Here is a 26,405-nt window from a genome sequence, read left to right as displayed (position 1 = left end):
AGGAGAGCCGAAGCTCTCCTTTTTTCGTTAACAACCCTCAGCGTTAGCCAATGGTCATCAGGCTGGCATTACCACCGGCAGCAGCAGTGTTCACACTCACTGCCCGCTCGATCACCAGACGCTCCAACGCAATCTGGTGGTCGCCGCTGGACAGCCCGTGTACACCCACGATCGCCCCGGCACGCTTGGCCACCTGCTGGCACACGCCGCGCAGTTGATCCGAGTCGCCATGGTGGATCACGGCGTCGAACGCCACTTCATCCTTGTTCCAGTCCGCCACCAGCTTGACCTTGGCCTGCAGCTCTCGCGGCAGGCGGGCACGCAGGGCTTTGCCCGGCTCGCCGTCCGCCCATACCGCCGAGCTGCCAACGGCCAGCACTGCGGCGAACTGCGCCAGCAGGTCGGCTTCGTTGTCGGCCAGGCACAGCACGTGCTCACGTGGCAGGATGGTGTAGCTGTTGCGCTCGCCGGTCGGGCCTGGCAACAGGCGGGCGATGCCGCTCTGCGACTGGCTGGCGAACTGGCTGCACAGCGCGGCCAGGTCGGACAGCTGGTTGCTCTCGGCCCAGGCCTTCAGGCCATGCAGTGGCTTGATCAGCTGTTCGTGCAGGGCACGGTCAGGCTTGCCTTCGCCGTCCTGCTGCTGGAAGTGGCGGCCAATCGCGTCGGCCGGGCGGGTCGACAACAGGCGGTACAGGTACAGCGGGCCGCCGGCTTTCGGGCCGGTGCCGGACAGGCCTTCACCACCGAACGGCTGCACACCTACCACTGCACCAACAATGTTGCGGTTGACGTACATGTTGCCGGCGTTGGCGGTTTCCACCACTTTGGCGATGGTCTCGTCGATGCGGGTGTGCACGCCGAGGGTCAGGCCGTAGCCGGAGTTGTTGATCTGCTCGATCAGCTGGTCCAGGTTACGACGGTTGTAGCGCACCACGTGCAGCACCGGGCCGAAGATTTCACGCTTGAGCTCGTCGAAGCTTTCCAGCTCGATCAGGGTCGGCATGACGAAGGTGCCGCGCTTGAGCTCGGCAGCATCGGCAATGGCCACCTGGTAGACCGAGCGACCTTTCTCGCGCATGCCCTGGATGTGCTTCTCGATGCCGGCCTTGGCTTCGGCGTCGATCACCGGGCCAATGTCCACGGCAAGGCGGTCCGGGCAGCCCAGGCGGCTTTCGGCCATGGCGCCCTTGAGCATTTCGATCACGCGGTCGGCGGAGTCTTCCTGCAGGCACAGCACGCGCAGTGCCGAGCAACGCTGGCCGGCGCTGTCGAAGGCCGAGGACACCACATCGATCACTACCTGCTCGGTCAGTGCCGAGGAGTCGACGATCATCGCGTTCTGGCCACCGGTTTCGGCGATCAGCGGGATCGGGCGGCCCTGGTTGTCCAGGCGGCCGGCAACGTTGCGCTGCAGCAGGCGGGCCACTTCGGTGGAACCGGTGAACATCACGCCCTTGACGCGCTCGTCACCCACCAGGCCGGCACCGACGGTTTCACCGCGGCCTGGCAGCAGTTGCAGCACGCCTTCAGGGATACCGGCTTCCAGCAGCAGGCGCACGGCCTGGGCGGCGATCAGCGGGGTTTGCTCGGCCGGCTTGGCCAGTACCGGGTTGCCGGCGGCGAGCGCTGCGGCTACCTGGCCGGTGAAGATCGCCAGCGGGAAGTTCCACGGGCTGATGCACACCACCGGGCCCAGCGGGCGGTGGGCGTCGTTGCTGAAGTCGTTGCGTGCCTGCACCGCGTAGTAGCGCAGGAAGTCCACGGCTTCACGCACTTCGGCGATGGCGTTGGCGAAGGTCTTGCCGGCTTCACGGATGAGCAAGCCCATCAGCGGCTGGATTTCGGCCTCCATCAGGTCGGCGGTGCGCTCCAGAATGGCAGCGCGCTCGGCCGGCGGGGTGGCCTGCCAGATCGGTGCTGCATTCAGTGCGCACTGGATGGCGTTGTCGACGTCGGCGACAGTGGCTTCCTGAACATGGCCGACCACGTCGCGGTGGTCCGCCGGGTTCAGCACCGGTGCGGCTGCGCCTTCGCTGGCAGCGCAGGCAAGCAGTGGCGTGGCTTTCCAGTCGTTATGAGCGGTGGCCAGCATGGCGCAGGACAGCGATGCCAGGCGGTGTTCGTTGGCCATGTCGATGCCGGCCGAGTTGGCCCGCTCGCTGCCATACAGTTCACGCGGCAGCGGGATGCGTGGGTGCGGCAGGCCGATGCTGCCTTCCTGGGTGCCCATGCGCTCGATGCTGGCGACCGGGTCGGCGACCAGTTCCTGGATGGAGATCGAGTGGTCGGCGATGCGATTGACGAACGAGGTGTTGGCGCCGTTTTCCAGCAGGCGACGCACCAGGTAGGCCAGCAGCGTTTCGTGGGTGCCGACCGGTGCATAGACGCGGCACGGACGGTTCAGCTTGCCTTCGGAAATCTTGCCGACCACCTGCTCGTACAGTGGCTCGCCCATGCCGTGCAGGCACTGGAACTCGTACTGGCCCGGGTAATAGTTCTGACCGGCAATGTGGTAGATGGCCGACAGGGTGTGGGCGTTGTGGGTGGCGAACTGCGGGTAGATGGCTTCTGGCACGGCCAGCAGCTTGCGGGCGCAGGCAACGTAGGACACGTCGGTGTACACCTTGCGGGTGTAGACCGGGTAGCCTTCCAGGCCTTCGACCTGGGCGCGCTTGATTTCGCTGTCCCAGTAGGCGCCTTTCACCAGGCGGATCATCAGGCGGTGGCGGCTGCGCTTGGCCAGGTCGATGACATAGTCGATCACATACGGGCAGCGCTTCTGGTAGGCCTGGATGACGAAGCCGATACCGTTCCAGCCGGCCAGCGAAGGCTCGAAGCACAGGCGCTCGAGCAGGTCGAGCGACAGCTCCAGGCGGTCGGCTTCTTCGGCGTCGATGTTCAGGCCGATGTCGTACTGCTTGGCCAGCAGGGTCAGCGACAGCAGGCGCGGGTAAAGCTCTTCCATCACGCGCTCGTACTGGGCGCGGCTGTAGCGCGGGTGCAGTGCCGACAGCTTGATCGAGATGCCCGGGCCTTCATAGATGCCACGGCCATGGGAGGCCTTGCCGATCGAGTGGATGGCCTGCTCGTAGGACGCCAAGTACTTCTGTGCGTCGTGCTCGGTCAGTGCGGCTTCGCCGAGCATGTCGTAGGAATAGCGGAAGCCCTTGGACTCGAAGCGGCTGGCATTGGCCAGGGCTTCGGCGATGGTTTCGCCGGTGACGAACTGCTCGCCCATCAGGCGCATGGCCATGTCGACGCCCTTGCGGATCATCGGCTCGCCGCTCTTGCCGATGATGCGGGTGAGCGAGGAGGTGAGGCCGGATTCGTTGTGGGTGGACACCAGCTTGCCGGTCAGCAGCAGGCCCCAGGTGGCGGCGTTGACGAACAGCGACGGGCTGTTGCCCAAGTGCGGCTGCCAGTTCCCAGTGCTGATCTTGTCGCGGATCAGCGCGTCACGGGTGCCCTTGTCGGGGATGCGCAGCAGGGCTTCGGCCAGGCACATCAGTGCCACGCCTTCCTGGGACGACAGCGAGAATTCCTGCAGCAGGCCCTGGACGATACCGGCACGACCGCCAGCGCTCTTCTGGTTACGCAGTTTTTCGGCGATGCCGGCGGCCATCTTGTTGGTCGCTTCGGCCAGCGGGGCGCTCAGGCGCGCCTGCTCCAGCAGCATCGGTACCACTTCCTGCTCGGGGCGGCGGTAGGCGGCGGTGATCGCCGAGCGCAGCACCGACTGCGGCAGGATGCTCTCGGCGAACTCGAGGAAGCACTGGTGGCTGTGGTCGGGTTGGACTTCACCGGCGTCGTCGGCCAGGTTGCTGGCATGGCCGTTGAGTTCGGTCAGGGTGGCACCACCCTCGAGCTTCTCCAGGTAGTTGAAGATCGCTTGCTTGATCAACCAGTGCGGGGTGCGGTCAATCGACTGCGCAGCTGCCTTGAGTCGCTCACGGGTCGGGTCATCGAGTTTGACCCCAAGGGTGGTCGTCGCCATTTCTTATCCTCGTTATTGCCACGGTTGTGGCCTAAGCTGACGCCAAGAGTAGCTGTAGGACAATTCGGGTGCAACCAGGTGCAACCCGAATTTTTCACGGAAAAGGTGCAACTCGTCCGGCAACCATTTCCACAGCCTTGAAAGGGTCCGCTTCGGTGCGTTTTATTCTTGAAAGCGGGCTTTTTGCTCCCAAAAGGAGCAAAAAATCAGATTTTTCGGAAATTGCACGAGGAGGTGCAACTTGCAAATGAAAAATGGTTGCACCCACTTTGCGTTGTTGCATACGATTCGCGGCCTGGGTGCAACCGCCATGGCTGCGGTTGTGCATGACATAAAAACAAACGCCAGGGCACACGCATGGGCAATCCTCTAACGATCACTTTCGTGGTCTATATCGCCGCAATGGTGCTGATCGGCTTCGCCGCCTATCGCTCCACCAATAACCTTTCCGACTACATCCTCGGCGGTCGCAGCCTGGGTAGCGTGGTTACCGCGCTTTCCGCCGGCGCTTCCGACATGAGCGGCTGGCTGCTGATGGGCCTGCCGGGCGCCATCTACTTCTCCGGCTTGTCCGAAGCCTGGATTGCCATCGGCCTGACCGTCGGCGCCTACCTGAACTGGCTGTTCGTCGCTGGTCGTCTGCGCGTGCAGACCGAGCACAACGGCGATGCACTGACCCTGCCGGACTACTTCTCCAGCCGCTTCGAAGACAACAGCGGCCTGCTGCGGATCATCTCGGCCATCGTGATCCTGGTGTTCTTCACCATCTACTGCGCCTCCGGCATCGTGGCCGGTGCCCGTCTGTTCGAGAGCACCTTCGGCATGCCGTACGAAACCGCCCTGTGGGCCGGTGCTGCTGCGACCATCGCCTACACCTTCATCGGTGGTTTCCTGGCGGTGAGCTGGACCGATACCGTGCAGGCTTCGCTGATGATCTTTGCGCTGATCCTCACTCCGGTGATCGTGCTGATCTCCACTGGCGGCTTCGATACCACCTTCGCTGCCATCGATGCGGTCAACCCGGCCCACTTCGACATGTTCAAGGGCGCCACTTTCATTGGCATCATCTCGCTGATGGGCTGGGGGCTGGGCTACTTCGGCCAGCCGCACATCCTGGCGCGTTTCATGGCCGCCGACTCGGTGAAGTCGATCGCCAACGCCCGTCGTATCTCCATGACCTGGATGATCCTGTGCCTGGTCGGTACCTGTGCCGTGGGCTTCTTCGGCATCGCCTACTTCTCGGCGCATCCTGACCTGGCAGGCCCGGTCAGCGAGAACCACGAGCGTGTGTTCATCGAGCTGGCCAAGATCCTGTTCAACCCATGGGTTGCCGGTGTGCTGCTGTCGGCCATCCTCGCGGCGGTAATGAGTACCCTGAGCTGCCAGCTGCTGGTGTGCTCCAGTGCCCTGACCGAAGACTTCTACAAGGCGTTCCTGCGCAAGAATGCTTCGCAGGTCGAGCTGGTGTGGGTCGGCCGCCTGATGGTGCTGGCCGTCGCCCTGATCGCCATCGCCATGGCCGCAAACCCGGAAAACCGCGTGCTGGGCCTGGTAGCTTACGCCTGGGCCGGCTTCGGTGCTGCCTTTGGTCCGGTGGTGCTGATTTCGGTACTGTGGAAAGGCATGACCCGTAACGGCGCATTGGCCGGTATCGTGGTGGGCGCACTGACCGTGATCCTGTGGAAGAACTTCGACACCCTCGGGCTGTACGAAATCATCCCGGGCTTCCTGTTCGCCAGCATCGCCATCTTCGTGGTGAGCAAGCTGGGCAGCCCGTCGCAGGCAATGGTCAAGCGCTTCGAGACTGCTGATGCGGCGTATCACGCTGACAAGTAATACCGGCTGATTCGGTGTTGCCTTCTTCGCGGGCTTGCCCGCTCCCACGGGTACTCCACAGGGTCTGAGATCTGTGCAGGCCCTGTGGGAGCGGGTTTGCCCGCGAAGAGGTCACCGCCGATCAGCAGCCAGGCCTGACTCCGCCTGCAAGGCAAGGTAAACTTGCCACCCCCGCAGGAGTTGCCATGAACTATCGTCACGCCTTCCACGCCGGCAACCACGCCGACGTCCTCAAACATATCGTGCTGACCCGCCTCATCGCCCTGATGTCGCGCAAGGAGCAGCCGTTCGCCTATATCGATACCCATGCAGGGCTTGGCCTTTACGACCTGCAGGGCGACCAGGCAACCCGCACCGGCGAGTACCTGGAAGGTGTCGCCCGCCTGTGGAATCGCGATGACCTGCCGGCCATGGCCGACGACTATCTGCGTATCATCAAGCGCCTGAATGCCGATGGCGAGCTGCGCTACTACCCCGGTTCGCCCGAGCTGGCCCGCCGCCTGATGCGCCAGCAGGACCGCGCCCTGCTCAACGAGAAGCATCCCGAGGACGGGCCGCTGCTCAAAGAGAACATGAAGAAAGACCCACGCGTGGTCGTTCATCTGGGCGAAGGCTGGCATGTGCCGCGGGCCTTGCTGCCCGTGCAGGAAAAGCGCGCGATCATGCTGATCGACCCGCCGTTCGAGCAGGCTGACGAGCTCAAGCGCTGCACTACCGCCATGAAAGAGGCGATCAGTCGCATGCGCCAGACCGTCGCGGCCATCTGGTACCCGATCAAGGACCAGCGCTCGCTGACCCGCTTCTACCAGGACCTGACCAGCACCGGCGCACCGAAACTGTTGCGGGTCGAGTTGTATGTGCACCACCAGGACAGCCCGCAGGGGCTCAATGGCTCCGGTCTGGCCATCGCCAACCCGCCGTGGGGGCTGGAAGAAGAACTCAAGGAGCTGCTGCCATGGCTGGCCAAAGAGCTGGCGCAAACCGCCGGCAGCTTCCGCATGGACTGGCTGATCGCCGAATAGGCAGTTGCCTTGGGGCATCTGTGGGAGCGGGCGTGCCCGCGAAGCAGGCGCTGCGGTGCATGGCACCGGCTTTGCCGGTGTTCGCGGGCGCGCCCGCTCCCACAGGTTAATGCAGTGCCTATCCTGATGTTTGCGTTATAATCCCGCCCTTTAGCCGCCACCCGCCCAAGAGGCCGCTGGCGCATTTCTACCGAATGAAGAGGCTAATCCCTTGGCATTGACGATTCTTGGCCTGTCCGGCGCCCTTAGCCATGACCCTTCCGCGGCCTTGTACATTGACGGCAAACTGATTGCCGCCGCCGAAGAAGAGCGCTTCGTGCGTGACAAGCATGCGAAGAACCGCATGCCCTACGAGTCGGCGAAGTTCTGCCTGGAACAGGCAGGCATCAAGCCATCCGACGTCGACGTGGTAGCCATCCCGTTCGCCCCGATCAGCCTGTTCGGCAAAGCGCGCTGGCACTATGCCAAGCGCTACTGGTACGCCCCGGACCGTGCCCTCGACGCCATCCTGATGGGCAACCGTCGCTACAAGCGCTACCGCAAGAAGATTGTCTGGTGCCTGGAGCAACTGGGCTTCGACCCGAAAAAGGTCAAGATCGAGCCGGTCGAGCACCACCTGGCCCACGCCTCCAGTGCCTACCACTGCTCGGGCTTCAAGGAAAAAACCGCAATCCTCGGCATCGACGGTAAAGGCGAATACGCCACCACCTTCTTTGGCTACGGCGAAAACGGCAAGATCCACAAGATCAAGGAGTTCTTCGACCCGGACTCGCTGGGCGGCCTGTACGGCGCAATCACCGAATTCCTCGGCTTCGAGATGCTCGATGGCGAGTTCAAGGTCATGGGCATGGCGCCGTATGGCGACGCCAGCAAGTACGACTTCTCGCGCCTGGCCAGCTTCGAAAACGGCGAACTGGTGATCAACACCGAATACGCCAACGTCATTGGCCTGCGCCGATATAAAGAGAAGGGCAAGGGCTTCTACTTCTCGCCGAAGCTGATCGAATGGCTGGGCCCCAAGCGCGAAGGCGACATCGCCGACGAGCCGTACATCCATTACGCGGCCAGCATGCAGGCGCTGTTCGAGAAGATCGCCCTGCAGATGATCGATCACTACCTGGGCGACGTCCTGCGTGAAACCGGCAAGCTGGCCTTTGCCGGCGGTTGCGCGCTGAACGTCAAGCTCAACCAGAAGATCATCGCCCGCCCAGACCTGAAAGAGCTGTTCGTCCAGCCTGCTTCCGGTGACGCCGGTACCGCGGTGGGTGCTGCCGCCTACGTTTCCCACGCCCGTGGCGTGCCGGTCGAGAAGATGGAACACGTCTACCTCGGCCCTTCGTACTCCAACGAAGACGTGATCGCTGCCTGCACCCGTCACCCGAACGCGCCGAAGTGGCGCAAGCTCGACGACATGCCGCAGCGCATCGCCAAAATCATGGTCGATGGCAACCCGGTGGCCTGGTTCCAGGGCCGCATGGAGTTCGGTCCTCGTGCCCTGGGCGGCCGTTCGATCATTGGTTGCCCGAGCGTGCCTGGCGTAGCCGACCGCATCAACGAGCAGATCAAGTTCCGCGAACGCTGGAGACCTTTCTGCCCGTCGATGCTCGACACCGTCGCCCCGCAGATGATCAAGGTCGACCACCCGGCGCCGTTCATGACCTTCACCTTCGAAGTGGCTGAAGAGTGGAAGACCCGCGTGCCGGAAGTGGTCCACGAGGACGGCACTTCGCGTGCCCAGGTGCTCAAGCGCGAGTACAACCCGCGCTACTACGACATGATGAAGGCGCTGGAAGACCTGACCGGCAACGGCGTGTCGTTGAACACCTCGCTGAACCGCCGTGGTGAACCGATGATCTGCTCGCCGACCGACGCCCTGAACATGTTCTTCGGCTCGGACCTGCAGTACCTGATCATGGAAGACATCCTGGTTGTGAAGGACGGCGCGGCCCCGTATGACCAGCCGCTCTGAACCGCGCATCCTGCAGTTCTGCCATGGCTATGACGGGCCGTTCCTGGACTGCGCCCGTCAGTACGCCAGCCTGTTCCAGGGGCGTGGCTACCAGGTCACCACGGTGTTCCTCACCGGCGCCGCCGACCCGCAGGTAGCGGCTGGCTGCGCGTCGGACGAGGTGCTGTTCCTGGAGTTCAGCTCCAAGGCCGTGCGCGGCCTGAAACTCGGCGCCATCCGTGCATTGCGGCGGATTGCGGCCGAGCGCAATTTCGCCTTCTGCATTGCCCACCGCTTCAAGCCGATCTACGTGGCGTTGCTGGGCACCGGCTTGCCGGTGATCGGCGTGCACCATGCTTTCGGTGATTACGAGCGCAAGGGGCGACGCATCTTCGCCAACCTGTTCAGCAAACGCCTGAGCTTGCTGGGCGTGTCGGATGCAGTGCGTGACGACATGCGCCGCTGTCTGCCGCAGTGGCCGGCAGAGCGTATCCAGACCTTGTACAACCGCATCGACATCGACGCCCTGCAAGCGGCCTTGGTGCCACGCGCCGAGGCCCGCCAAGCCTTGGGCCTGGATGCGCAGGCGTGGATTGTCGGTAACGTCGGGCGCCTGCACCCGGACAAGGACCAGGCCACCCTGCTGCGTGGCTTTGCCGAAGCGCTACCGGGGCTGCCAGCTGGCGCCCGCCTGGCAATTCTTGGCAAGGGGCGCCTGGAAGCCAAGCTCAAGGCCCTGGCCGCCGAGCTGGGCATTGCCGGGCAAGTGGACTTCCTTGGCCAGGTGCCGGATGCACGCCGTTACTTCCAGGCGTTCGATGTATTCGCACTGAGCTCCGACCATGAGCCGTTCGGCATGGTCCTGCTCGAAGCCATGGTCGCCGGTGTGCCGGTACTGGCCACGGCCTGTGGCGGTGCCCGCGAAGTGGTCGAGGGTGTTGGCGTGCTGTTCCCGCTGGGCGATGCCGGGCAACTGGCCCAGGGCCTGAAGCACATGGCTGTGCTCGATGGGCAGCAGCGCCAAGCCTGTGCCGAGCACATGCTGCAGCGCCTGCGTGAACGCTTCTCCGACCAGGCGGTGCGCGAGGCCTTCTGGCAGCTGCCGCAAGTCCGCGCGTTGGTGGGGCAGGCCTGATGCTCAACCGTATCCAGGCCTTCCGCGAACGCGGTTGGCAAGTTATCGACGCCAAGGCCTACGCCGAGGCATGGGCCCGCTTTGGTGGCAGTGTCGCCACCCATCCTTTGGTGGTCGAGCAACTGGCGGACCTGGCACAGATCCCGGTGCGTTACCTGGGCTGGCACCAGGCCGGCGAGCTGAAGGCCGCCATCCCCACCTGGGGGCGTCACCTTGCGCTGTCCAAGGATGTGCTCAAGCGTGCCGGCAAAAAGGCCCTGTTCGACCTGGGCAACGCCGAGATCATCCTGCCGGCGGCGGCCGATGCCGCTGCACCGTTGCGCCATGCCGCGCGCTACCTGTCCGAACTGAACCAGGGCCGCTTCAGCGACCTCAAGGCGCAGAAGGAACAGCTGGCCATGGCCCGTGCCCACGAAGACTTGTCGAAGAAGTTCCGCTACAACCAGCGCCGCGAGCTGCGCCTGCTGGAAGAGGCGGGCGGTGTGGTGCGCCCGATCAGCGACTTCAGCGCGCAGGAAATCGCCAGCATGTACTGCGATCTGTTCCTGCGCCGCTGGGGCTTCCCTGCCACCGGCGCCGAGCGCATGGCCGATGTGCTGGAACGCCTGCGCGAGCTGCTGATCGGCTCGGTGCTGCTACTGGACGGCAAGCCGATTGCCATTCAGCTGGTATACCGTGTCGAAGCGCCGGAATGGATCAGCGTCGAGTACATCAATGGCGGTGTCGACCCTGAAACCAAGGCTTTCAGCCCCGGCAGCGTGCTGAGCTTCCTCAATACCCAGGCCGCCTGGGAAGACGCCCGTGCGCGCAACAAGCCGCTGCGGTTCTCGTTCGGCCGTGCCGACCGCGAGTACAAGGACCGCTGGTGCAACCCCGTGCCGGTGTATCAGGCGTGAGTCGCAAGCAGCAGTTGCTCAAGCGCCACCGGCGCAACAAGCGCCTGGGCCTGCTGGCGGGCCTGGTCGCGCTGGTGGCCGTAGGTGTGTTCAGCTGGTGGTGGTTGCCACTGTTGCTGTTGCCGCTGCTGTGGGCAGCCCATGAAGCCTGGTTTGCCGACCACCTGTTCTATGCGCCTGGCGAGGACTACGCCTACGACTTCGGCGAGCAGACCCGGGAGGCTCCTGCCAGCCTGAGCGGCGGCTTGCTCAAGGCTGACTGCGTGCTGCAGGGCAACGAAACCCTGATTCTCGAACTGCGGGTAAAAAGCAGCTGGCTGGGGCGCTTCCTCGACCCGCAGGTCGAGCTGGTGGCTGGCGAGCAGGCCGACCGGCAAACCTTCGAGCGCGGCGTCGATGGCGTGCGCTTCCTCAACTTGACCGGCCTCGCCGCACCTCTGCAGGCTGGCGCGTTGCGCCTGCGTGGCCGGCATTGCCGGCTGTCGGGCCAGCCACGCTTGTGGATAACCCCGGCGGTCGAGCTGCAACGGCGCCGGGTGATGGTGATCGCGCCGCATGCCGATGATGCCGAGCTGGCCGCTTACGGTCTCTACAGTCAGGCCGACGAAACCTGGGTAGTGACCCTGACCGCCGGTGAGATCGAGGCCGAACACTATCAGCAGATGGGCCTGGCAAAGGCCGAAGCCGCGCGCCTGAAGGGCCGCCTGCGGGCTTGGGACAGTATCGCCGTGCCGCGCTGGGCCGGTGTGGCGGAATCGCGTTGCGTGCAGCTGGGCTACTTCTGCCTGCAGCTGCCTGCCATGCAGGCTGCGCCAGACCAGCCGGCCGCGTCCCGTGAGGCCGACCTCGCCGACATTCGCGTCTTCCGCCGCTTCAACCCGTTCCCGCTGCCGGCCGACGGCGATGGCGCGCCGACCTGGCGTAACCTGCTGGCCGACCTGCGGGCCTTGCTGGAAATGGCCAGGCCAGAGGTGCTGGTGATGCCGCACCCGCAGCTCGACCCGCACCCCGACCACATATGTGCCCAGGCAGCGGTGCTGGAAGCCTTGCAAGGCCTGGCTTGGCAGCCGCAAACCCTGCTGTGCTACGCCAACCACCTGCATGACAACGACCGCTGGCCGATGGGCGACAGTGGTGATGGCGTGGCCTTGCCACCGCAGCTGAGCGCTGCCCAGGCGTGGGCACCTTGCAGCCTGATACTGGACCTGGCAACCCAGCGCGACAAGGCCATGGCCCTGGGCATGATGCACGACCTGCAGCCGCCGGCGCCGTTCAAGCGCCGCCTGCGCCGCTTGTTGCAGCGCTGGCTGGCCGGGCGGCGGCCGTCGCCTTACGGCGAGAATGAATTCTTCCGCAAGGCCGTGCGCCGACATGAACTGTTCTGGCGGCGTGAGCTGTAGCCGCGCCCCATGGTTGACCGCGATGGCGCAGAGCGCCCAAGGAACCCAATGAAAGTCCTATTTCTGGTGCAGAAGGAACAGCGGGCGATTCTCGACCGCCTGTACGATGGCGTCGCGGCCAACTGCGAGTGCGACCTGCGCTGGTTGACCAGCGAAGACCAGCGCAACCTGCGCCGCTATTTCAAGCGTGAAGTGCAGGTCGAGCGCTATGACCGCATTGTCTTCTTCCTGCGTTTCAAGCAGGAAATCCGCCAGGCGGCGTTCATCCGTACCGTGCCGAACCTGGTCATCCTCGAGCACGATGCCTACCAGAACTACATCCCGTGCAAATACACCGGCAAGTTCAGCGCCCATTACCGCAAGCTGCCCTGGGCGCGGGTGATCAGCTCCGGCTACATGGTCAGCGAGCGCCTGCGCCAGGAAGGTTTCGACGCCGTGTTCGTGCCCAAGGGCTACGACGAGCAGTTGCTGGCCGACCAGGGGCGTGAGCGCGACATCGAACTGGCCTTCGTCGGCAGCACCAACAGCGTGGCCTACAGCGGCCGCAAGGCATTGCTGGACGAGCTGGGCCGGGTCGAGAACCTGGTGGTGACCCGTACCAAGTCGGGTGAGGACTACTGCAACACGCTCAACCGGATCCGCTTCTTCGTCAGTGCCGACGTCGGCATGGGCGAATACATGATCAAGAACTTTGAAGCCATGGCCTGTGGCTGTGTGTTGCTGGCGTATGACCAGGGCGAGGAAGAGAACCGCGCGCTGGGCCTGCAGGACATGCACAACGTGGTGTTCTATGACAGTATCCCGACCCTCCAGGAAAAGCTTCGCCGCTTGCGTGCGGAACCTGAACTGGCCCGGCAGATTGCAGAAAACGGCCGCCATCTGGCGGTTTCCCGTTTCAGTTTCGGGGCGGTTGGACGTAGCATCGTCGATCATATGCGCCCAGCGCTCAGGCCTCATCCGCCGTTGTCTGCATGGCAGCGATTGCGCCTGAAGCTAGGGATCTAACCGAGTAATTCTCGGTCCTAGGGAGCGAAGTCGGCTATCGCAATGCGGAGGGAGTCCGGTGCGCTTTTCAAATGAGAGTGACGTCACGCTTGTCGTGACCAGTTGTGGGCGGTTCGATCTGCTCAAAAATACCCTTGAGAGTTTCGATCGCTACAATACCGCGCCCATTCGCGAAGTGTTCATCACCGAAGATTCCGGTGACGATGCCGTGCATGCCGCTGTGCCGGAGCACTGGAAACCGCACTGCAAGGTGTTCGTCAACCGGCCCAAGCTGGGCCAGTTGCCGTCTATCGACCTGGCCTACAGCCACGTCAAGACGCCCTACATCTTCCATTGCGAGGACGACTGGCACTTCTATCGCCAGGGCTTCGTCGAAGACTCCCGAGCCATCCTGGACGCCAGTCCCGACCTGTTGCAGGTGTGGCTGCGCAGCCATGCTCATGACCTGGCCATTCACAGCCCATACATCCACCTGGGCGATCGCCAGGTGATCGCCGGGGTGCCTTGTTACCCGCTGCTGTCCGACAAGGCCGAGTGGCAGGCGTTTTCGCTCAACCCGGGGCTGCGTCGTTTGAGCGATTACCAGCGTTGCGCGCCATTTGCCGCCTATGCTGGAGAGAAGGCACTTTCCCGGCGCTACGCTGAGTTAAATCTGACAGCGGTCACCTTGGAGGGTGACGCAGTATTGCACACCGGATTTGGTAATCACGTGACCTTGCCCATCGAAGTGGAGCGCAAGGCCAAACGTCGTAGACGTGATCGGATAAAGTTGACATTGACGCTGGTGGCGGGTGCCGTGATTGGCATGGGAATCACCATTTTTGTTCAATGAAGTCGCTGTCCCACCTGACATGAGCGGGAGAGGGCCCATGAACATCGTCAATATGATGTGGGCGGGTGGAACGCCATACATGTCCATCCACAAGGTGCATCGGCAGGTACTGTCGCACGCGGGTGCCGATGCCCGGATCAGCAACTGGCTGCTGCTGGGTAGCGGGCTCAGTTGTGGGCTTGGTTCGACCCGGGAGTGGCATATGCCGTCACGGGCGCTGAAAGGGCGGCACTTCTGGCGGCTGTTGCGCCCATGGTTGCGCATGCGCTTGCGCAAGGCGCTGAACGAGGCCAAGGCTGAAGTCGTGCTGCTCGACGGTGTCGGTGTGGCGCGGTTGGTGTTGCCGTTGTTGCAGCAGGTTCCGCAGGTGCGTGCCAAACTGCTGTTCCACGGCAAGACGCGCCTGAGTGCCAGGGATATTCGCTTGCTGCGCATGTTCCCGGCCGAGCGGCTGAGCATCGCCGCCGTTTCGCAGACGCTTGCAACGTCACTCGAACACGAGCTTGGCAGGCCGGTGCAAACCTTGCGCATGGCCCTCGACCCGCTGGCTTTCGCCGAGCCGTTGTTGAACCGGGAGGCGGCCAGGCAGTCCCTGCAGTTGCCGCAGGTAACCGGGGTAATGCTGGGCGCGGTCGGGCGGCTGGTGGAAAGCAAAGGTTTCGAAATGCTGATCGAGGCGTTCGCCAAGGCCAGTGCGCACCAGCCGGGCCTGCAGTTGGCAATCATCGGCGAAGGCCCTCTGCGTGAGGTGCTGCAAGCCCGTATCGACGCGCTGGGCCTGGCCGGGCGTGTTCACCTGAGTGGTCATCGCGACGACCTGCAGCAACTGTACCGTGCGTTCGACTGGCTATTGGTGCCTTCGCGCTCCGAAGGCCTGGGGCTGGTGGTGCAGGAGGCGGTCATTGCCGGCGTGCCGGTGGTGTGCAGCGACCTGCAGGTGTTCCGCGAGCAGTTGCAGGACACCGGTGGCTACCTGCCCGTTGCCAATGAAAATGCCTGGGCCGAAGCAATCGAGCGTTGCTCGGTACTCGGTGCCGCGGAGGTAGCTGCCCGGCAGCGCCAGGCGCTGGCCCCGGAGAAGGCCTGGCAGGCATTCTGCAATGGGTCGCAAAGCCTGCTGCGCAGCTGACACTCAGCGTGCCAGCAGGGCTGCCTCGAAGGCGCCAAGGGGGAACCGATCGCCCAGGTTCTCCCGCTCGATGTAGCGCACCATATGCTGCACATTCCGCCGAATCATGCGCGCCGACAGTGGCGGGCGCAGGAAGCGCATGTCGGCCACGTCGATCAGGCCCAGTTGCTGGTCGGGGGTGACCACCACATTACCCAGGTGCAACGAGCGGAAGTACACGCCGCTGCGGTGCAGTTGACGGATCAGTTCGATCAGGCGCGGCAGGTAGGTGTCCCAGCTGAAACCCTCATCGCGCGACATCTGCAGCAAGGTGCGCCCTGGCAGCGGGCGGTACAGCACGGCGGTACGGCCTGGCAGGTCGAGCTTGTGCTGGCTGATTACTTCCAGTGTAGGGATGCCCAGTTGTGCAAGGCGTGCGGCGTTATCGACGAAGCGCTGCGAGTACGGGCGCAGCAGCGCAGATGAAATCAGCCGCTTCCTACGAAAAACCTTGAGGAAATTACCATCCGCGAGCAGGTAGACTTTGGCGCCATGGCTGTCTGCCTCAAGCACCTGTGCGCCGTGTGTCAGCTGATCGAAGTCGACCTGGGGGAGCCGGGAGCATTGCATGAATAGAGCCTTGTCGTCGGGCGAACGGAATGACCGGCAATAATGCCGAAAATAATGTTGTAGCACCATTCAATGGTGTCTTTGATTCAACGGGGGAAGGGATGTTGTATCAAAAAAACTGGGCGCGAGCCTGGTTGGGGTTTGGTCTGGTCTGGTTCCTGTCAGCGATCGCCCTGGCACCGAGCAACAAGGTCTATCAGCAAGGTCTGGTGCTGTTCCTGTGGCTGCCGACGCTGGTAATGGCGTGGTCCGCAAGGCAAGTAATAATGCAGGCCTGGCGGCGTCAGCCGGCCTTGTGGGGGAGCGTGCTGTTGCTGCTTGTGTGGAGCGGGCTCAGCCTGGTCTGGTCGAGCGCAGAAAACCCAGGGCGCGAGGCCAAGCGCCTTCTCTACATCCTGCTGTTCCTTTTGGCGTTTCCGCTGCTGGCCCAGCTTGGCCTGGCCCGTGTCCGCCAATTACTGGTGGTCGGTAGTGCCTTGCTGGCGGTGGCGGCGCTGATCTCGGTCATTCATTTCTATGGCCTGGAGGGCAAGCCTTGGCTGGTCCGCCTGGAGGGCATCGGCGAAATATCGCACCCTATTCTCGGTGCCTATGTCATCGGTTCGGCAGTGCTTTTCCTGGTTTACCAGCCGCCGCAGCAGCGTGGCCTGCAGTTGGCGTGGCTGGCAGCACTGGTTTGTCTGGGTGTGTTCGTAATGCTTAGCCAGAGTCGCGGGGCGTTGCTGGCCTTGGTGTTTACCGTGGTCCTGGGCCCGCTCTGGTTCCGCGACCGTCATAGCCGGGTTTTTTCCATCCTGGCCGCCATCGCCACCGGCCTGGCCTTCTATTTCGTTTATGACCTGATCACCCACCGCGGTTCGTCCTACCGGCCGGAGATCTTCCATGCCGTAGTCGACATGATTGCTGCTGCTCCCTGGTCCGGCCTTGGCCTGGGGGCAGCCTACGACGTGACTGTTGGGAACAGGCATTTTGACCACACCCACAATATGTTCACCCATGTCGCTGTGGAGATGGGCTTGCCTGGCATGCTGCTGTGGATATTGGTGTGGTTGTATACCTTGGGCGAAATCGTCCGCGCACGCGGCACGCTGTTCGGCAAGATCCTGCTCGGTTTCTGGGTGTACTCCACCCTGGCCATGCAATTCGATGCCGCCAGCCTTACTGGTACGCCACGTGCCGAATGGTTCATCAGCTGGCTGCCTGTGGGCCTGGCCATGTTGCTGCCATGGGGGAGTGCCGAAAATGATGCCTGTGGTAAAATTTCCGGTTCAACCTGAACAGCGAGCTTGATAATGGCCGAAACACCGCGACCGGCGGAACACACCTCCAGCCTGAAGATCTACTTTCGGCTGCTGAGCTATGTGAAACCCTATGTCGGCATTTTCCTGCTGAGCATCATCGGTTTCGTGATCTTTGCCTCGACCCAGCCAATGCTGGCCGGGATCCTGAAGTATTTCGTCGATGGGCTGAGCAACCCCGAAGCGGTGTTGTTCCCCAACGTCCCCTATCTGCGCGACCTGCAACTGCTGCAGGCGGTGCCGCTGCTGATCATCCTGATCGCTGCGTGGCAGGGCCTGGGCTCGTTCCTCGGCAACTACTTCCTGGCCAAGGTTTCCCTGTGCCTGGTGCACGACCTGCGTGTGGAACTGTTCAACAAGCTGCTGGTGCTGCCTAACCGCTACTTCGACAACCACAACTCCGGGCATCTGATTTCGCGCATCACCTTCAACGTGACCATGGTCACCGGTGCCGCCACCGATGCGATCAAGGTGGTGATCCGCGAAGGCCTGACTGTGGTTTTCCTGTTCGGCTATCTGCTGTGGATGAACTGGCACCTGACACTGGTGATGGTCGCCATCCTGCCGGTGATCGCAGTAATGGTCAGCGTCGCCAGCAAGAAATTCCGCAAGCAGAGCAAGAAGATCCAGGTGGCCATGGGCGACGTCACCCACGTTGCCTCGGAAACCATCCAGGGCTATCGCGTGGTGCGCAGCTTTGGCGGTGAGGCCTACGAAGAGCAGCGTTTCGGCAAGGCCAGCCAGAGCAACACCGACAAGCAGCTGCAAATGACCAAGACCGGCTCGCTGTACACGCCGATGCTGCAACTGGTGATCTACACCGCCATGGCTGCGCTGATGTTCCTGGTGCTGTTCCTGCGCGGTGATTCCACTGCCGGTGATCTGGTGGCTTACATTACGGCCGCCGGCCTGTTGCCCAAGCCGATTCGTCAGCTTTCGGAAGTCAGCTCGACCATCCAGAAGGGCCTGGCCGGTGCCGAGAGCATCTTCGAGCAACTGGACGAAGCACCTGAAGTGGACAGCGGTACCGTCGAGAAGGAGCGAGTGAAAGGGCACCTGGAAGTGCGCAACCTCAGCTTCACCTACCCGGGTACCGAGCGTGAGGTGCTGAGCGATATCAGCTTCGTCGCCGAGCCAGGGCAGATGATCGCACTGGTCGGCCGCTCTGGCAGCGGCAAGTCGACCCTGGCAGCGCTGATTCCGCGCTTCTATCACCACGACCAGGGGCAGATCCTGCTCGATGGCGTGGAGATCGAGAACTATCGCCTGCGCAACCTGCGTCGCCACGTTTCGCAGGTGACCCAGCATGTCACCCTGTTCAACGATACCGTGGCCAACAACATCGCCTATGGCGACCTGGCCGGTGCCCCCCGCGCCGACATAGAAGCCGCTGCGGCTGATGCCTACGCCAAGGAGTTCATCGACCGGCTGCCGAAAGGCTTCGATACCGAAGTGGGTGAAAACGGCGTGCTGCTCTCCGGCGGCCAGCGCCAGCGCCTGGCCATCGCCCGGGCACTGCTGAAGAACGCGCCGCTGCTGATCCTCGACGAGGCTACCTCGGCGCTGGATACCGAGTCCGAGCGGCATATCCAGGCTGCTCTGGACCATGTGATGCAGGGCCGTACCACGCTGGTGATCGCCCACCGCCTGTCGACCATCGAGAAGGCCGATCAGATCCTGGTCATGGACCAGGGCCGCCTGGTCGAGCGCGGCACCCATGCCGAGCTGCTCGCGGCCAATGGCCATTATGCCCGCCTGCATGCCATGGGCCTGGATGAACCGGCCAAGGCCGATATCACCTGACCCCTCGCTGATCGGGGCCATCGCGGCCCCGATTGTCACGGGAATTTTCCTGGGGTGATCTGGCCATAAAGCCGTCGTCTACCCTGTGCTAATATCCTGCCCCTGTTCATTATTTCCATATGGGTTGCCCATGAAGTTGTCCATGCCGCGTTTCGATCAAGCCCCGGTACTGGTGGTCGGCGATGTCATGCTCGACCGCTACTGGCATGGCGGTACTTCGCGTATCTCGCCTGAAGCGCCAGTCCCGGTGGTCAAGGTCGATCAGATCGAGGATCGCCCCGGCGGCGCGGCCAACGTTGCCTTGAACATCGCCGCCCTGGGCGCGCCGGCTTCGCTGATTGGCGTCACCGGCCAGGACGAGGCCGCCGACAGCCTGGCCAACAGCCTGCAGGCTGCAGGCGTGCGCTCGGTGTTCCAGCGCATCGCGCACCAGCCGACCATCGTCAAGCTGCGGGTCATGAGCCGTCACCAGCAGTTGCTGCGCATCGATTTCGAAGAACCGTTCGCCACCGACCCGCTGTCGCTGGGTGCGGAAGTCGACAGCCTGCTCGAGGGCGTCAAGGTGCTGGTCCTGTCCGACTACGGCAAGGGTGCACTGAAAAACCACCAGAGCCTGATCCAGGCGGCGCGGGCCAAGGGCATTCCGGTGCTGGCCGACCCCAAGGGCAAGGACTTTTCCATCTATCGTGGCGCCAGCCTGATCACCCCCAACCTCAGCGAGTTCGAGACCATCGTCGGCCGTTGCGTCGATGAGGCCGAGCTGGTCGCCAAGGGCCTGCAACTGCTGCAGGACCTGGACCTTGGCGCCTTGCTGGTGACCCGTGGCGAGCACGGCATGACCCTGCTGCGCGTCGGCCAGCCGGCGCTGCACCTGCCGGCGCGGGCGCGTGAAGTGTTCGATGTGACCGGTGCCGGTGATACCGTCATCTCCACCCTCGCCGCGGCCATCGCTGCCGGCGAGGACCTGCCCCACGCGGTGGCCCTGGCCAACCTGGCGGCGGGTATCGTGGTCGGCAAGCTGGGTACGGCTGCGATCAGCGCCCCCGAGCTGCGCCGGGCGATCCAGCGTGAGGAAGGCTCCGAGCGCGGCGTGCTGGGCCTGGAGCAACTGCTGCTGGCCATCGACGACGCGCGGGCGCACAAAGAGAAGATCGTCTTCACCAACGGCTGCTTCGACATCCTGCATGCCGGGCATGTCACCTACCTGGAACAGGCGCGGGCCCAGGGCGATCGTCTGATCGTCGCGGTCAATGACGATGCCTCGGTCAGCCGCCTGAAAGGGCCGGGCCGGCCGATCAACAGCGTCGACCGGCGCATGGCCGTACTGGCCGGGCTGGGGGCAGTGGATTGGGTCATCAGCTTCCCCGAGGGCACGCCGGAGAACCTGCTGAGCCAGGTCAAGCCGGACGTGCTGGTCAAGGGTGGCGACTATGGCATCGACCAGGTGGTGGGTGCCGATATCGTCAAGGCCTATGGCGGTACCGTGAAGGTGCTGGGGCTGGTCGAGAACAGCTCGACCACGGCGATCGTCGAGAAGATTCGCAAGAACTGATGCTTTGGGGCTGCTGTGCAGCCCTTCGCGGGCGTGCCCGCTCCCACAAGTACGGCGCAGGATTGAGGATTACACCGCTCCTGTGGGAGCGGGCATGCCCGCGAAGGGCCGCCTGGCGGCCCCAATCATCATTTATGCAGTGAAGTACGCGCCCGCTCCAGCAGTTCCCGCGCCTTGTCGCCAAACCGCTGCAGGTGCGATGCCCGCACCGGCTTGTTCTCCACCAACCCCTGCTGCTTCACCCAATCCTTCCAGCGCACCCGCTCGTCCGTGACCACCCAGCCTTCCTGCCGGGCAAAACTTTCGGCCAGGTACAGCCCGCGTGTGCTCGCCGGCACCAGTTCATCCTTCTTCACGGTATACAGCTCAGCCAGTGGCTGGCCGTCCTTCAGTGGCATCAGGTACAGGTCTGGCCGTTTGCGGTTTAGCCGCGCCACCAGTTGGTCGCCCTCCAGCCGCTCATCAACGTGGAACAGGCTGAGCTTCTTGGCGTCCCGGGGTACCTGCAGGCGCATGTCGTAGATCAGTTGCAGCGAGGCGGTGGGCAGGTGCACATACGCCCGTGGCCGCTCCAGCAGCATCAGCTTGCCGCAGTGCACCGGGCGCGCGGCACCGGACTCCGGGGCCAGCACGAAGTGCGGCGTTTCGCGGTAGTGCAGGGCGGCAGCGTAGGGCACCGGCAACCAGGTGTCGTTGAAGCGCCCGCCCAGCCAGCCTTCCGGGGTTTCCAGCAGGCATTCCTCGGCCACTTCCTGCACGGCCGTGTGCAATGGCAGGTTCAGCTCCTGCGCCGGCACATAGCCGGAAATCAGCTTCAGCACCACATCGCCACGGTCTTGCCGGCGCTGACGTACCAGCACCCAATAATCGCGGTTCTGCCAATGCAGGGTAAGCCGTACCGACACGCCCAGGTTGGCCAGTTCGATCACGAAGCGCTGCACGTCGGGCAACTGGATGGCCTTGCGCCGTTGTTGGATCTGGGCAAAGTTCAGCGGCATGCCGATGCTCTGATAGATCAGCCCTTCGGGCGTGGCCTCGACATGCAGCGGCAGTGTCTTGAAGTTGCTCGGATTCTTGCGGATCAGCGTTCGCGCCACGAGGCTCCTCCTTGCGTCGGGTCAGTCCAGGCCCGGGGGCCTGGGGCAACTCAATGCTGGCCCAGGATACGGGCGACGGTGGCCACGTTGTGGGCCAGGTGCAACGGATTGATGGTGCCGACGATAGCACTGCTGACGCCCGGGTGGGCGAACAGCAGCTCGAAGCTGGCCTGCACCGGGTCAACGCCCGGGGCCAGGCAGATATGCCCGCTGGCCAGGGCCTTCTTCACCAGGATGGCCTTGCCGTGTTCGGCAGCGTAGTCCAGCACCGGGCGTTCTGCCTGTTCGTTGAGGTTGTAGGTGACCATGGCGCAGTCGCCTTGCTCCAGCGCCTTCAGGCCGCCGGCGACGGTCTTGCCGGACAGGCCGAAGCCGAGGATCTTGCCCTCCTGCTTGAGCTCGGCAAGGGTCTGGTAGACCTCCTGCTGTTCCAGGATCGCCAGGTCGTTGCCGTCGGAATGCACCAGCACCAGCTCGATGCGGTCGGTTTCCAGGCGCCGCAGGCTGCGCTCCACCGAGCGGCGGGTGTGGGCGGCGCTGAAATCGAAGTGCGATTGGCCATTGTCGAATTCTTCACCAACCTTGCTGACGATCACCCATTCATCGCGCTGGCCGCGCAGCAGCGGGCCCAGGCGCTCTTCGCTGCGGCCGTAGGCCGGGGCGGTGTCGATCAGGTTGATGCCCAGCTCGCGGGCCTGGGCCAGCAGCAGGCGGGCTTCGTCATCGCCGGGGATGGTAAAGCCGGTGGGGTACTTCACGCCCTGGTCGCGGCCCAGCTTGACCGTGCCCAGGCCCAGCGGCGAAACCTTGAAGCCGGTGCTGCCCAAGGGGCGATGGAAGTCGTGCAGGGTCGGCAGGCTCATGGCAGCAGTTGCTCCCAGGCCGGTACGCCCAGCGGTGGGCGTGGCAGGTCGGCCAGGTCGGCCTGCGCCTGTGGGTGGATACCGTCGCGCTCCAGGTGGCTGATGACCCGGTCGCTGAAGTCCGGTGCCAGGGCCAGCTTGGTCGGCCAGCCGACCAGCAGGCGTTGCTGGTCGGCGAGGAAGGCGTTGTCCGGGCGTACCAGGCCCGATTGCGCCGGCTCCGCACGGTTGACCCGCAGGGTGGCCCAGCGCACTTGGCTCTGGTCAACCCATGGCAGCAGGCTGGCGATTTCTTTCTGTGCCGCGGCGATTTGCGCAGCCGGCTCGCGGGCAACGCCTTCGGCTTCGGCCAGGTCGCCGCCCAGGTACCAGACCCACTGGCCATCGGCGGCCGGGTGGGTGGTAACCGTCACCCGTGGCTTTGGCCCGCCACCCAGGCAATGGGCGTAAAGCGGTTTCAGGTTGGCACCCTTGGCCATCACCATATGTAGCGGGCGTGTCTGCATGGCTGGCTGGTTCAGGCCCAGGGCATGCAGCAGCTCTTCGGTGCCGGCGCCGGCGCTGAGCACGATGCGCTGTGCGCGGATGTCGCGCCCGTCGACGCGCAGGCCGACCAGGTCGTCGCCCTCGCGCAGTGGCTCGATGCGCTCACCGGCCAACAGGCTGTCGCCTGCCAGTTCGGCCAGGTTGGCCAGCAGGCTGGGTACGTCGATGACCAGTTCGGCCAGGCGATAGACCTTGCCCTTGAAGGCGCGGTCCTGCAGCGCCGGCGGCAGTTGCTCGCCCTTCACCTGGTCGACCCGGCCGCGCACGGCCTTGCTGGCGAAGAAGCTGGTGAGGTTGCCGGCCAGGGTGCCTGGTGACCACAGGTAGTGGGCGTCGGACAGCAGGCGGGTGCGGGTCAGGTCCAGCTCGCCGCTGCCGCTCAGCGCTTCGCGCCAGCGTCGCGGCATGTCGGCGATGGCTTCCGAGGCGCCGGTCAGGGCACCGTGCAGGGCGTACTTGGTGCCGCCATGGATGATGCCCTGGGACTTGATGGTCTGCTCGCCGCCAAGGCTGGCGCGTTCCACTAGTACTGTCGAGTAGCCCAGCCGGCGCAGGCGGGCATTGAGCCAGAGGCCTGCGACCCCGGCGCCGACGATCAGCACGTCAGTGGAAATGGCGGATGGCATGGCGGTACCTCGAAGACTGGGACAGCTGGCAAGTATACAGGGTATACCTGTGATGGCCCTATCGCCGGCAAGCCAGCTCCCACAGGTATGGCGTTGACCCTGCGGCCTGTATCAACTCTGTGGGAGCTGGCTTGCCGGCGATGAGGCCCGTACAGGCTGCCTCAATGCCCAGCAGTCTTCGAAAACAGCTGAATTACCACCACCCCACCCACGATCATGGCCATCCCCAGCATCGCTGGCACATCCAGCTTCTGCCCATAGATCACCAGCGCCGCCACGCTGATCAGTACAATCCCCAGCCCTGACCAGATGGCATAGGCGATCCCCACCGGAATGCTGCGCACCACCAGGGTCAGCATCCAGAACGCAATGCCATAGCCAACCACCATCAGCAGCAACGGCACGGGCGTGCTCAAGCCTTTCACCGCTTTCATGGAAGCGGTGGCGATGACTTCGGCGCAGATGGCGATGGCGAGGTAGGTGTAGGCATTCATGGCGGGATCCTCCGGTAACTGGTCGGGCATTCTAGACGTAACCTGGATGGGGTAAAGTCATTACCTATCACTATTGGAGATAGGTCGATGGCCGAGCAGTGGAACCTTGAACAGTTGCGTACCTTCCTGCGTGTTGCCGAACTGCGCTCGTTCTCTGCCGTGGCCCGCGAGCAGCGCAAGGCCCAGTCGGCGATCAGCAGCGCGATCGCCCTGCTCGAAACCGACCTGGGGGTTACCTTGTTCGAGCGCAGCAGTGGCCGGCAACCCAAGCTGACCGAGAACGGCAGCGCCCTGCTGGAAGATGCCCGCGAACTGTTGCGCCAGTGCGAGCGCCTGGATGGTCGTGCGTTGGCGCTGATGCGCGGGCAGGAGGCCTTGTTGCGGGTCGCCCAGGACGAAGCCATGCCCTACCAGCCGGTCATCGACAGCCTCGACGAGCTTGCCAGCCGCTACCCATTCCTGGAGGTGCAGTTGGCCAGCGGTGCCCAGGGCGATGTGGCGCGCAAGCTGGTGGAACGGCGCGCCGATCTTGGCCTGTTCTTCCACCACGAGAGCATCCCGGCCTCGCTGGAACGGCGCGCCCTGGGCAGTGTGGAAATGGTCACGGTGTGCGCGGTCGGCCACCCGCTTGCCGGCGAAGGCCGGGTTACTCGGCAGCAATTGGCGCGCCACCGACAATTGCTGATTGCCCCGCAGCAAAGCGGCTACCCCGGCGGCGAAGCGATCAGCCCGCAGGTATGGCGCGCCGACAGCTTCTATGCCATGGCCGAACTGCTGATGCGCGGCCTGGGCTGGGCCTGGTTGCCGCGGCACGTGGTGCAGTATCCGACCTATCAGGCGCACATGGTCGAGCTGGACAGCGAATGGCGGCCACCGGCCTTGGTGGTGGAACTGGCCTGGCGCCGCGACGAGCCACTGGGGCCTGCCGCGCAGTGGCTGGCCGAGCGCTTTGCGGTGCACCTGCGCGCGATCGGGTAAACTCCGCGGCCATGAACAGAACTCTCTATACCTTGTTGTTTCACCTGGGCTTGCCGCTGGTTGCGCTGCGCCTGTACCTGCGCGCGCGCAAGGCGCCGGCCTATGGCCAACGCATCGGCGAGCGCTTTGCTTTCAGGCTGCCGGCCATGCGCCGGGGCGGCATCTGGGTACATGCGGTATCGGTGGGCGAGAGCATTGCGGCGGCACCGATGGTGCGCGCCTTGCTCAAGGCCTACCCGGAATTGCCGATCACGCTTACCTGCATGACCCCGACCGGTTCAGAGCGCATTCGCGCCATGTTCGCTGACGAACCTCGCGTGCAGCATTGCTACCTGCCCTACGACCTGCCTTGGGCGGCAGGGCGCTTTCTCGACCATGTGCAGCCGAAGTTGGGCATCATCATGGAAACCGAGCTGTGGCCCAACCACATCCACCAGTGTGCGAAGCGCGGTATTCCAGTAGCGCTGGCCAACGCACGCTTGTCTGAGCGCTCGGCCCGTGGCTATGGGCGCTTTGCCGGGCTGACCCGGCCGATGCTGGCCGATATGAGCCTGATTGCCGTGCAGACCGAAACCGAGGCCCAGCGTTTTCGTGACCTGGGCGCGCGTCCGGAGTGCGTGCAGGTCACCGGTTCGATCAAGTTCGACCTGAAGATCGATGAGCAACTGTTGCCGCGCGCAAGGGCATTGCGTGAACAGTGGGGGGCTGCACAGCGCCCGGTGTGGATCGCCGCCAGCACCCACGAAGGTGAAGATGCGTTGATCCTGCAGGCACATCGGCAGTTGTTGCAGGTGCATGGCGATGCCCTGCTGATCCTGGTGCCGCGCCACCCCGAGCGATTCGCAGCGGTGCATACGCTGTGCAGCGAACAGTTCACCACCGTGCGGCGCTCTGCCGGCGCGCCGGTCGATGCGCAGACTCGCGTATTGCTCGGCGATACCATGGGCGAACTGCTGTTCCTCTATGCCCTGGCCGACATTGCCTTCGTCGGTGGCAGCCTGGTAACGACCGGTGGGCACAACCCGCTGGAGCCCGCGGCGCTGGCCTTGCCGGTGCTGATGGGGCCGCATGTGTTCAACTTCCTCGAAATCAGCGCGATGCTGCGCGAGGCGGGGGCGTTGCAGCAGGTGGACGATGCCGACGGGCTGGCTGAAGCGGTGCGGCGGCTGGTCGAGTTGCCGCAGGACGCGCAGCGCATGGGCGAGGCGGGCAGGGCGGTAATGCGGGCCAATCAGGGCGCGTTGCAGCGCTTGCTCGATGGCCTGGGTGCACTTATCCGCTGAGTTCTGTGTTGGGTTTTCTGGCCTCATCGCCGGCAAGCCAGCTCCCACAGGTACTG

The 26,405-nt window shown here is 64.0% G+C and carries 21 protein-coding genes; 14 read left to right on the top strand and 7 right to left on the bottom strand.

Features of this window, described 5'->3' with window-relative positions:
- Positions 1 to 43 precede the first annotated feature (43 nt).
- Both putA and B2790_RS01675 read right to left on the bottom strand, forming a co-directional pair.
- Positions 44 to 3,997 carry a trifunctional transcriptional regulator/proline dehydrogenase/L-glutamate gamma-semialdehyde dehydrogenase gene (gene putA / locus B2790_RS01680; RefSeq protein ID WP_286918114.1) on the bottom strand — a complete coding sequence of 1,318 codons (3,954 nt, stop codon included), beginning with the start codon at positions 3,995 to 3,997 and terminating at the stop codon, positions 44 to 46.
- Positions 3,998 to 4,091: 94 nt separating this feature from the next.
- Entirely contained in the window at positions 4,092 to 4,280 is a 189-nt protein-coding gene (locus B2790_RS01675; protein ID WP_286918113.1) for a hypothetical protein, read from the bottom strand.
- Positions 4,281 to 4,354: 74 nt separating this feature from the next.
- Here B2790_RS01675 and putP point away from each other — a divergent pair, with 74 nt between their 5' ends.
- From putP to B2790_RS01630, 9 genes are all read left to right on the top strand, one after another.
- A complete protein-coding gene (gene putP, locus B2790_RS01670; RefSeq protein WP_085691387.1) occupies positions 4,355 to 5,833 on the top strand; it encodes a sodium/proline symporter PutP in 1,479 nt (492 codons plus the stop codon).
- A 185-nt stretch (positions 5,834 to 6,018) separates the two neighbouring features.
- Complete coding sequence (locus B2790_RS01665; protein WP_025340863.1) at positions 6,019 to 6,855, top strand: 23S rRNA (adenine(2030)-N(6))-methyltransferase RlmJ; 837 nt, start codon at positions 6,019 to 6,021, stop codon at positions 6,853 to 6,855.
- A gap of 211 nt (positions 6,856 to 7,066) precedes the next feature.
- Positions 7,067 to 8,824 (top strand): carbamoyltransferase family protein, encoded by a 1,758-nt coding sequence (locus B2790_RS01660; RefSeq protein ID WP_286918112.1) that lies wholly within the window; start codon positions 7,067 to 7,069, stop codon positions 8,822 to 8,824.
- Positions 8,808 to 9,938 carry a glycosyltransferase gene (locus B2790_RS01655; RefSeq protein WP_286918111.1) on the top strand — a complete coding sequence of 377 codons (1,131 nt, stop codon included), beginning with the start codon at positions 8,808 to 8,810 and terminating at the stop codon, positions 9,936 to 9,938. The genes B2790_RS01660 and B2790_RS01655 overlap by 17 nt, the downstream gene beginning before the upstream one ends.
- Entirely contained in the window at positions 9,938 to 10,834 is an 897-nt protein-coding gene (locus B2790_RS01650) for an antimicrobial resistance protein Mig-14 (RefSeq protein ID WP_286918110.1), read from the top strand. Before B2790_RS01655 ends, B2790_RS01650 begins: the two co-directional genes overlap by 1 nt.
- Positions 10,831 to 12,234, top strand: a complete 1,404-nt coding sequence (locus tag B2790_RS01645) for a PIG-L deacetylase family protein (RefSeq protein ID WP_286918109.1) — start codon at positions 10,831 to 10,833, stop codon at positions 12,232 to 12,234. The genes B2790_RS01650 and B2790_RS01645 overlap by 4 nt, the downstream gene beginning before the upstream one ends.
- Before the next feature lie 48 nt (positions 12,235 to 12,282).
- The gene (locus B2790_RS01640; protein ID WP_075046554.1) at positions 12,283 to 13,239 is read left to right on the top strand and encodes a glycosyltransferase family protein; all 957 of its coding nucleotides are present in this window, start codon (positions 12,283 to 12,285) and stop codon (positions 13,237 to 13,239) included.
- A gap of 58 nt (positions 13,240 to 13,297) precedes the next feature.
- Positions 13,298 to 14,071, top strand: a complete 774-nt coding sequence (locus B2790_RS01635; protein ID WP_286918108.1) for a glycosyltransferase family 2 protein — start codon at positions 13,298 to 13,300, stop codon at positions 14,069 to 14,071.
- A 37-nt stretch (positions 14,072 to 14,108) separates the two neighbouring features.
- Entirely contained in the window at positions 14,109 to 15,200 is a 1,092-nt protein-coding gene (locus B2790_RS01630; RefSeq protein WP_286918107.1) for a glycosyltransferase, read from the top strand.
- Between the two features lie 3 nt (positions 15,201 to 15,203).
- Here the strand turns inward: B2790_RS01630 and B2790_RS01625 are convergent, their stop codons facing one another.
- Positions 15,204 to 15,809: a toluene tolerance protein gene (locus B2790_RS01625; protein ID WP_286918106.1), complete on the bottom strand. Its 606-nt coding sequence runs from the start codon at positions 15,807 to 15,809 to the stop codon at positions 15,204 to 15,206.
- Between the two features lie 101 nt (positions 15,810 to 15,910).
- On the opposite strand from B2790_RS01625, the gene B2790_RS01620 reads away from it, so the two are divergent.
- The 3 genes from B2790_RS01620 to hldE all read left to right on the top strand — a co-directional run bounded on the left by B2790_RS01620 (position 15,911) and on the right by hldE (position 20,462).
- Entirely contained in the window at positions 15,911 to 17,086 is a 1,176-nt protein-coding gene (locus B2790_RS01620) for an O-antigen ligase family protein (protein WP_286918126.1), read from the top strand.
- A 15-nt stretch (positions 17,087 to 17,101) separates the two neighbouring features.
- The gene (gene msbA, locus B2790_RS01615; protein WP_286918105.1) at positions 17,102 to 18,910 is read left to right on the top strand and encodes a lipid A export permease/ATP-binding protein MsbA; all 1,809 of its coding nucleotides are present in this window, start codon (positions 17,102 to 17,104) and stop codon (positions 18,908 to 18,910) included.
- Between the two features lie 130 nt (positions 18,911 to 19,040).
- Positions 19,041 to 20,462: a bifunctional D-glycero-beta-D-manno-heptose-7-phosphate kinase/D-glycero-beta-D-manno-heptose 1-phosphate adenylyltransferase HldE gene (gene hldE / locus B2790_RS01610; RefSeq protein WP_025340854.1), complete on the top strand. Its 1,422-nt coding sequence runs from the start codon at positions 19,041 to 19,043 to the stop codon at positions 20,460 to 20,462.
- Positions 20,463 to 20,590: 128 nt separating this feature from the next.
- Here the strand turns inward: hldE and B2790_RS01605 are convergent, their stop codons facing one another.
- The 4 genes from B2790_RS01605 to B2790_RS01590 form a co-directional block, all read right to left on the bottom strand.
- On the bottom strand, positions 20,591 to 21,559 hold the full coding sequence (locus B2790_RS01605; protein ID WP_075046548.1) for a metal ABC transporter ATPase: 969 nt from the start codon (positions 21,557 to 21,559) through the stop codon (positions 20,591 to 20,593).
- A gap of 50 nt (positions 21,560 to 21,609) precedes the next feature.
- Entirely contained in the window at positions 21,610 to 22,422 is an 813-nt protein-coding gene (locus B2790_RS01600; RefSeq protein WP_013974470.1) for an aldo/keto reductase, read from the bottom strand.
- Positions 22,419 to 23,594 carry an NAD(P)/FAD-dependent oxidoreductase gene (locus B2790_RS01595; protein WP_286918104.1) on the bottom strand — a complete coding sequence of 392 codons (1,176 nt, stop codon included), beginning with the start codon at positions 23,592 to 23,594 and terminating at the stop codon, positions 22,419 to 22,421. Before B2790_RS01595 ends, B2790_RS01600 begins: the two co-directional genes overlap by 4 nt.
- 161 nt (positions 23,595 to 23,755) lie before the next feature.
- The gene (locus B2790_RS01590; protein ID WP_137162525.1) at positions 23,756 to 24,088 is read right to left on the bottom strand and encodes a DMT family transporter; all 333 of its coding nucleotides are present in this window, start codon (positions 24,086 to 24,088) and stop codon (positions 23,756 to 23,758) included.
- An 87-nt stretch (positions 24,089 to 24,175) separates the two neighbouring features.
- Here B2790_RS01590 and B2790_RS01585 point away from each other — a divergent pair, with 87 nt between their 5' ends.
- Together B2790_RS01585 and waaA are read left to right on the top strand one after the other, a co-directional pair.
- A complete protein-coding gene (locus tag B2790_RS01585) occupies positions 24,176 to 25,066 on the top strand; it encodes a LysR family transcriptional regulator (RefSeq protein ID WP_025340850.1) in 891 nt (296 codons plus the stop codon).
- A gap of 11 nt (positions 25,067 to 25,077) precedes the next feature.
- The gene (gene waaA / locus B2790_RS01580; RefSeq protein ID WP_286918103.1) at positions 25,078 to 26,349 is read left to right on the top strand and encodes a lipid IV(A) 3-deoxy-D-manno-octulosonic acid transferase; all 1,272 of its coding nucleotides are present in this window, start codon (positions 25,078 to 25,080) and stop codon (positions 26,347 to 26,349) included.
- Positions 26,350 to 26,405 lie beyond the last annotated feature (56 nt).

Source organism: Pseudomonas sp. UBA6753, assembly GCF_002453565.1.
GTDB classification, from domain to species: Bacteria; Pseudomonadota; Gammaproteobacteria; order Pseudomonadales; family Pseudomonadaceae; genus Aquipseudomonas; species Aquipseudomonas putida_Z.
The sequence above is the reverse complement of the archived record's forward strand: the minus strand, read 5'-3'. Positions and strand labels throughout refer to the sequence as shown.